This window comes from Ralstonia sp. Ralssp135 (assembly GCF_047304345.1).
GTDB classification, from domain to species: Bacteria; Pseudomonadota; Gammaproteobacteria; order Burkholderiales; family Burkholderiaceae; genus Ralstonia; species Ralstonia chuxiongensis.
Genome location: NZ_JBGLYZ010000026.1, coordinates 70058 through 76117, shown reverse-complemented (window position 1 = coordinate 76117; position 6060 = coordinate 70058). Strand labels below are relative to the sequence as shown.

The 6060-nt window shown below is 64.7% G+C and carries 6 protein-coding genes; 4 read left to right on the top strand and 2 right to left on the bottom strand.

Annotated elements, in window-relative coordinates; translation table 11 throughout:
• The coding region (gene ftsY, locus ACCD03_RS17800; protein WP_413412425.1) for a signal recognition particle-docking protein FtsY at positions 1 to 1051 on the top strand (1051 nt) is incomplete at its 5' end.
• Positions 1052 to 1131: 80 nt separating this feature from the next.
• Here the strand turns inward: ftsY and maiA are convergent.
• Together maiA and ACCD03_RS17790 are read right to left on the bottom strand one after the other, a co-directional pair.
• Complete coding sequence (gene maiA / locus ACCD03_RS17795) at positions 1132 to 1782, bottom strand: maleylacetoacetate isomerase (RefSeq protein ID WP_413412424.1); 651 nt, start codon at positions 1780 to 1782, stop codon at positions 1132 to 1134.
• A 26-nt stretch (positions 1783 to 1808) separates the two neighbouring features.
• Entirely contained in the window at positions 1809 to 2510 is a 702-nt protein-coding gene (locus ACCD03_RS17790) for a fumarylacetoacetate hydrolase family protein (RefSeq protein ID WP_413412423.1), read from the bottom strand.
• Positions 2511 to 2658: 148 nt separating this feature from the next.
• On the opposite strand from ACCD03_RS17790, the gene ACCD03_RS17785 reads away from it, so the two are divergent.
• The 3 genes from ACCD03_RS17785 (at position 2659) to ntrB (ending at position 6057) form a co-directional block, all read left to right on the top strand.
• Positions 2659 to 3297, top strand: coding sequence for an ANTAR domain-containing response regulator (locus ACCD03_RS17785; RefSeq protein WP_045202488.1), 639 nt, complete (start codon positions 2659 to 2661; stop codon positions 3295 to 3297).
• Positions 3298 to 3869: 572 nt separating this feature from the next.
• Positions 3870 to 5150 (top strand): CmpA/NrtA family ABC transporter substrate-binding protein, encoded by a 1281-nt coding sequence (locus tag ACCD03_RS17780; RefSeq protein WP_413412422.1) that lies wholly within the window; start codon positions 3870 to 3872, stop codon positions 5148 to 5150.
• A 55-nt stretch (positions 5151 to 5205) separates the two neighbouring features.
• Positions 5206 to 6057: a nitrate ABC transporter permease gene (gene ntrB / locus ACCD03_RS17775; RefSeq protein ID WP_325648587.1), complete on the top strand. Its 852-nt coding sequence runs from the start codon at positions 5206 to 5208 to the stop codon at positions 6055 to 6057.
• Positions 6058 to 6060: the final 3 nt, after the last annotated feature.

The window sequence follows — 6060 nt, the reverse complement described above, 5'->3', positions numbered from 1 at the left end:
CCCCCAGCCCGTCGCTGCACCCGCTCCCGCACCCGTACCTGTTTCACCGCCGGCTCACATTGCCGTGCCGGACGCACCTGCCGTGCAGCCCGCACTCGACGTGCAAGCCGACGACGTCGAAACCGTGCCCACGCCCGCCGTCATCGAACAGGCCCGCAAGGGCTGGATGTCACGCCTGCGCTCCGGCCTGTCGAAGACGAGCAAGGGCCTGACCACGCTGTTCGTTGGCGTGAAGGTGGACGAAGCGCTGTTCGAAGAGCTGGAGACCGCGCTGCTGATGGCCGACGCCGGTGTCGACGCCACCGAATACCTGCTCGGCGAACTGCGCCGCCGCATCAAGGCTCAGCGCATCGAAACCGCCGAAGGCGTGAAGACCGCCCTGCGCGACTTGCTGGTCGAGCTACTGCACCCCCTGGAAAAAACCATGGTGCTTGGCCGCGAACAGCCGATGGTGATCATGATCGCGGGCGTCAACGGCGCCGGCAAGACGACCAGCATCGGCAAGCTATGCAAGCACTTCCAGACCTACGGCCAATCGGTGCTGCTGGCCGCGGGTGACACGTTCCGTGCCGCCGCGCGAGAACAACTCGTGGTCTGGGGTCAGCGCAACAACGTCACGGTGGTGGCGCAGGAATCGGGCGACCCGGCCGCCGTGATCTTCGATGCGGTGAACGCCGCACGCGCACGCGGCATCGACATCGTCATGGCCGACACCGCCGGCCGCCTGCCGACGCAGTTGCACCTGATGGAAGAACTCAAGAAAGTCCGCCGCGTGACCGCCAAGGCGATGGCCACGGCGCCGCACGAAACGCTGCTGGTGATCGATGGCAACACGGGGCAGAACGCCCTCGCGCAAGTCAAAGCCTTTGACGAAGCGCTGGGCCTCACGGGCCTGATCGTCACCAAGCTGGATGGCACCGCCAAGGGCGGCATCCTGGCCGCCATCGCTCGGCAGCGGCCGGTGCCGGTGTACTTCATCGGCGTAGGTGAGCAGGTGGAGGATCTGCAGCCGTTTTCGGCGCGGGAATTTGCGGATGCGTTGTTGGGTTGACCACCCTCGCGCGCAACGCTTCAACGTAGAAACGCCCTGACTCGATCAGGGCGTTTTGTTTTGCGCAGTAACGCTGCAGATTACGTGGAAACCGCATCCGGCTGCACCCCAGGCGCAGCCCTCTGAAACGCCTCCTGCGCCATACAGTGCTCAAAGATGCGCGCCAGCGTCGGGTAATCCTCCACCGCTACATCAAACCGCTTGCCGTTGAACACCTGCGGCACGAGGCACACGTCGGCCAGCGTCGGCGTGTCGCCAACACAGTAGGCGCCTGTGAGCGGTGACGCCGACAAGCGCGCCTCAAGCGCAGCAAACCCCAGCTTCACCCAGTGGCGATACCAGTCGTTGCGCGCCTCTTCTTCCACGTTGAACGTGTTCTTCAGATACTTGAGCACACGCGGATTGTTCAGCGGATGGATCTCGCACGCGATGGCCAGAGCGATCGCGCGGATGTGCGCTCGGTTGCTCGGCGAGCCCGGCAGCAGCGTGGGCTCGGGGTGCGTTTCTTCCAGGTATTCGACGATCGCCAAAGACTGGTTCAACACGTCGTTGCCGTCGCACAGCACGGGCACCAGCGCATCGGGGTTCAGCTTGACGAAGTCGGGCGCCATCTGCTCGCCCTTGAGCAGGTGCACCGGCGCGTAGTCGTACGGCAGCCCCTTGACCTCCAGGGCAATGCGCACACGGAACGACGCCGAGCTACGGAAATAGTTGTACAGCTTGATCGACATGGCTTCTGACTCTTCTATCGGGTCTATCAGATGACCTTCACGTGCAGCTCGCCCACGCCGTCGATCTTGCCGACCATCAGGTCGCCGACGACGACCGGGCCGACGCCTTCGGGCGTGCCGGTGTAGATCAGATCGCCGGGGCGCAGTTCGAACAGGCGCGACAGATACGCAATGGTTTCCGGCACCGACCAGATCAGGTCGGACAGGTCACCGCGCTGGTGCTCACGGCCGTTGACCGACAGCGTGACGGCGCCCTTGTCTGCGTGGACGACATCCTTGGCCGGGACGATCGGCCCGATAGGTGCCGAGCCGTCGAACGCCTTGCCGGTTTCCCAGGGGCGGCCGCCCTTCTTTGCTGCGTTCTGCAGGTCCCGGCGCGTCATGTCCAGGCCGACGGCGTAACCGTAGATATGGTTGGCCGCGGTTTCCACGGAGATGTCGCGGCCACCCGTGCCGATGGCGACCACCAGTTCGATCTCGTAGTGGCAATCCTTGGTTTCGGTCGGGTAGACGAACTGACCGGTCTCACCGTCAGCAACGTAGCGCACGGCGTCGGCCGGCTTGCAGAAGAAGAACGGCGGTTCGCGGTCGGGGTCGGAGCCCATTTCGCGGGCGTGGGCGGCGTAGTTACGGCCGACGCAGTACACGCGGCGCACCGGAAACTGGCCATGCCCGCCACGGACGGGAATGCCGTTGACGGCGGGCGGGGTGACGACGAACTCGGTCATGCGGGTCTCCTGAAGCTAAGCTGGATTGGAACAGGTGGGGACACTGCGGCCACCGCCCCCCGGCGACCGACGAGTTTGCGAGAATACACCCGCACCGGCCCGGCGCGGTTCTTGCATGAGTGGCGTGCACCCTGCCCCACTTTGCGCCATGCAAACGAAACCACCCGCCCCATCTGCCCCGCCCGCCGCCCTACACCCGGCTGCGCCGATGCGCGTGCTGTTGGTGCGCGATCCGCTTGATGCTGAACAGATCAACCTTGAGCTGATCCGCGCCGGACTGGCCGAGGCTGGCTTTGTGGATGTGGGCCTGGCGGACGCCGACCTGACGCTGCCAGAGCGCATTGCCGAGACACAGCCCGACATGGTCATCGTCGCGTCTGAATCGGCCGCGCGGGACACCATCGAGCACGTCTGCGTGGCCACACAGCATGCGCCGCGCCCGATCGTGCTGTTTACCGACAACGACGACGCCACACGCATCAAGACGGCGTTTGCCGCCGGCATCACGGCCTACATCGTCGACGGCATCAAGCCCACGCGCGTCAAGGCCGTGCTGGATGTTGCCTACGCTCGCTTCGAGCACGAGAGTGCACTGCGCGCCGAGCTGGACACCGCCAAGACGCAGCTGGCCGAACGCAAGGTGCTTGAACGCGCCAAGGGCCTCCTGATGAAGCAGATGAACCTGTCGGAAGACGACGCCTTCAAACGCCTGCGCAAGATGGCGATGGACCGCAACATCAAGCTGGTGGAAGCCGCCCAACGCGTGATCGATGTGATGGCCAGTTGAGCGGTCGGGCCACCGCCCAGTTTTGGTGCGCCGCACAACTCCGGCGCTGGAAACGCACCAGTCGCGCGCGGCGCTCCGAACCTCACACACCGAGTTCCGAAACCCGATCGTCGAGCTAAAAGCCTCACACGCCGAGTTCCGAACCTCAACCGCCGAGCAAAAAGCCTCACGCGCCGAGCTCCGAGCCTCAACCGCCGAGCTAAAAGCCTCACGCGCCGAGCTCCGAACCCCAACGGCCGAGCTAAAAGCCTCGCGCGTCGAGTTCTGAGCACCGATTGCCGAGCTAAAAGCCTCGCGCGTCGAGTTCTGAGCTCCGATTGCCGAGCTAAAAGCCTCGCACGCGGAGCTCTGAGCTCGGAGCGCCGAGAAAAAAGCTCGGCCCGTGGAGCTCCGAACGCGAAACGCCGAGCCCTATTGCTCAACGTTGGCATACCCCTTGCAAGTGTCGCTTCGAAGCCGATGCCAACGTGGGTATCGGCACGGGACAACGGCGTCCCGACGCACGGCAGCGCGACCCTCTTTGCGGATGGGCGGCAGTCCTGCGTCGGGACGCCTTTTCTTTGGAGCCATGGATGGCCGCGCCAGACAAGACCGACGCCCTCGTCAACCCGATCAACCCCAAGCGCCGCAGCATCATGAAAGCCGCGGCGACGATTGCAGGAGGCAGTGCCGTGGCATTGATCGATCCGCTGGTGCGCGCCGGCGCCTGGGCCGCCGGCTCCGATGCGCCCGAGAAGACGGAGCTGAAGGTCGGCTTCATCCCGCTCACGGACTGCGCCTCGGTGGTCATGGCGTCCACGCTCGGCATCGACAAAAAGTACGGCATCAAGATCACGCCATCGAAAGAAGCCTCGTGGGCCGGTGTGCGCGACAAGCTGGCGTCGGGCGACCTGGATGCGGCGCACGTGCTCTACGGCTTGATCTACGGTGTGCAGCTCGGCATTGGCGGCCCCAAGAAGGACATGGCCGTGCTGATGACGCTCAACAACAACGGCCAGGCGATCACGCTGTCATCCAAGCTCAAGGAAGCAGGCTTCAAGGACGGCACGTCGTTGAAGGCCGTCATGGCGAAGGACAAGCGCGAATATGTGTTCGCGCAGACCTTCCCGACCGGCACGCACGCGATGTGGCTGTACTACTGGCTCGCTGCGCACGGCATCCACCCGCTGCAAGACGCCAAGGCGATTACCGTGCCACCGCCGCAAATGGTGGCCAACATGCGCGTGGGCAACATGGATGGCTTCTGCGTGGGCGAGCCGTGGGGCGCCCGCGCGATTGCCGACAACATCGGCTTTACCGCCGAGACCACACAGGCCATCTGGAAAGACCACCCGGAGAAGGTGCTGGGCACCACGGCAGAGTTCGTGCAGAAGTATCCGAACACGGCGCGTGCGCTCACGGCCGCGGTGCTGGAGGCAAGCAAGTTCATCGATGCGTCGGCATCGAACCGCCGCAAGACGGCCGAGACCATTGCCGCCAAGTCCTACGTCAACACCGACATGGACATCATTCTCGACCGCATGCTGGGCCGCTACTCGAATGGTCTGGGCAAGACCTGGGACGACCCGGACCCGATGCGCTTCTATCACGATGGCGCGGTCAACTTCCCGTACCTGTCAGACGGCATGTGGTTCCTCACGCAGCACAAGCGGTGGGGCCTGCTGAAGGCGCATCCGGATTACCTGGCCGTAGCGAAGCAGATCAACCGCGTCGACATCTACAAGCAGGCCGCAGCCGCCACCGGCACGCCGCTGCCCAAGAGCGACATGCGCACGGCCAAGCTGATCGATGGCGTGGTGTGGGACGCGAAGAACCCCGCCGCGTATGCCGACGGCTTCAAGCTGAAAGCCTGACGCTGCTGCCCTCCTGAATTTCTGATTGCGGTCCCTCACGTCGATGGAGCCCGACATGAACACGCTCGTCAAAACGTTGTCCGGCGTGCAGTCCGACGCCGCCCCTGAACATCGCCGCTTTGCCGTGCGCGACTGGTTTGTCGCCGCCGTGGTACGCGGCTTTCCGCCCGTGTTGGGCTTTGTGCTGTTTGTGCTGGCGTGGCAGGGCATCGCCACCGCCATCCCGGCGCTGCCCACACCGGCGGTGACGTGGAAGGCGGCGGTCGCGCTGTTTGCCGATCCGTTCTATCGCAACGGCCCGAATGATCAAGGTGTGGGCTGGAACGTCCTGGCGTCGCTGGCGCGCGTGGGTGCGGGCTTCGGCATGGCCGCGATCATCGGCATTCCGGCGGGCTTCATCATCGGGCGCTTTGCGTTTCTCAATGCGATGGCCTCGCCCATCATCAGCCTGCTGCGGCCGGTGTCGCCGCTGGCGTGGCTACCGATTGGGCTGCTGCTGTTCAAGTCGGCCAACCCAGCGGCCATCTGGGCGATCTTCATCTGCTCGATCTGGCCGATGGTCATCAACACCGCCGTGGGCGTGACGCGCGTGCCGCAGGACTACCTGAACGTGGCGCGTGTGCTGAACCTGTCTGAGTGGAAGGTGTTCACGCGCGTGCTGTTTCCCGCCGTGCTGCCGTACATGCTGACCGGCGTGCGGCTGTCCATCGGCACGGCGTGGCTGGTGATCGTCGCGGCAGAGATGCTCACCGGCGGTGTCGGCATCGGCTTCTGGCTGTGGGACGAGTGGAACAACCTGAAGGTCGAGCACATCGTCATCGCCATCTTCGTGATTGGGGTGGTGGGCTTGGTGCTGGAGCACGCGCTGCTGGCGATTGCACGGCGCTTCTCGTACGACGCGGTTTGAGGG

What these genes read in the sequence shown, in the direction of transcription:
- maiA (WP_413412424.1), bottom strand. Translation starts at nt 1,782, where the DNA reads ATGTCGATCAAGCTGTACAACTATTTCCGTAGCTCGGCGTCGTTCCGT.
- ntrB (WP_325648587.1), top strand. Translation starts at nt 5,206, where the DNA reads ATGAACACGCTCGTCAAAACGTTGTCCGGCGTGCAGTCCGACGCCGCC.
- ACCD03_RS17790 (WP_413412423.1), bottom strand. Translation starts at nt 2,510, where the DNA reads ATGACCGAGTTCGTCGTCACCCCGCCCGCCGTCAACGGCATTCCCGTC.
- ACCD03_RS17780 (WP_413412422.1), top strand. Translation starts at nt 3,870, where the DNA reads ATGGCCGCGCCAGACAAGACCGACGCCCTCGTCAACCCGATCAACCCC.
- ACCD03_RS17785 (WP_045202488.1), top strand. Translation starts at nt 2,659, where the DNA reads ATGCAAACGAAACCACCCGCCCCATCTGCCCCGCCCGCCGCCCTACAC.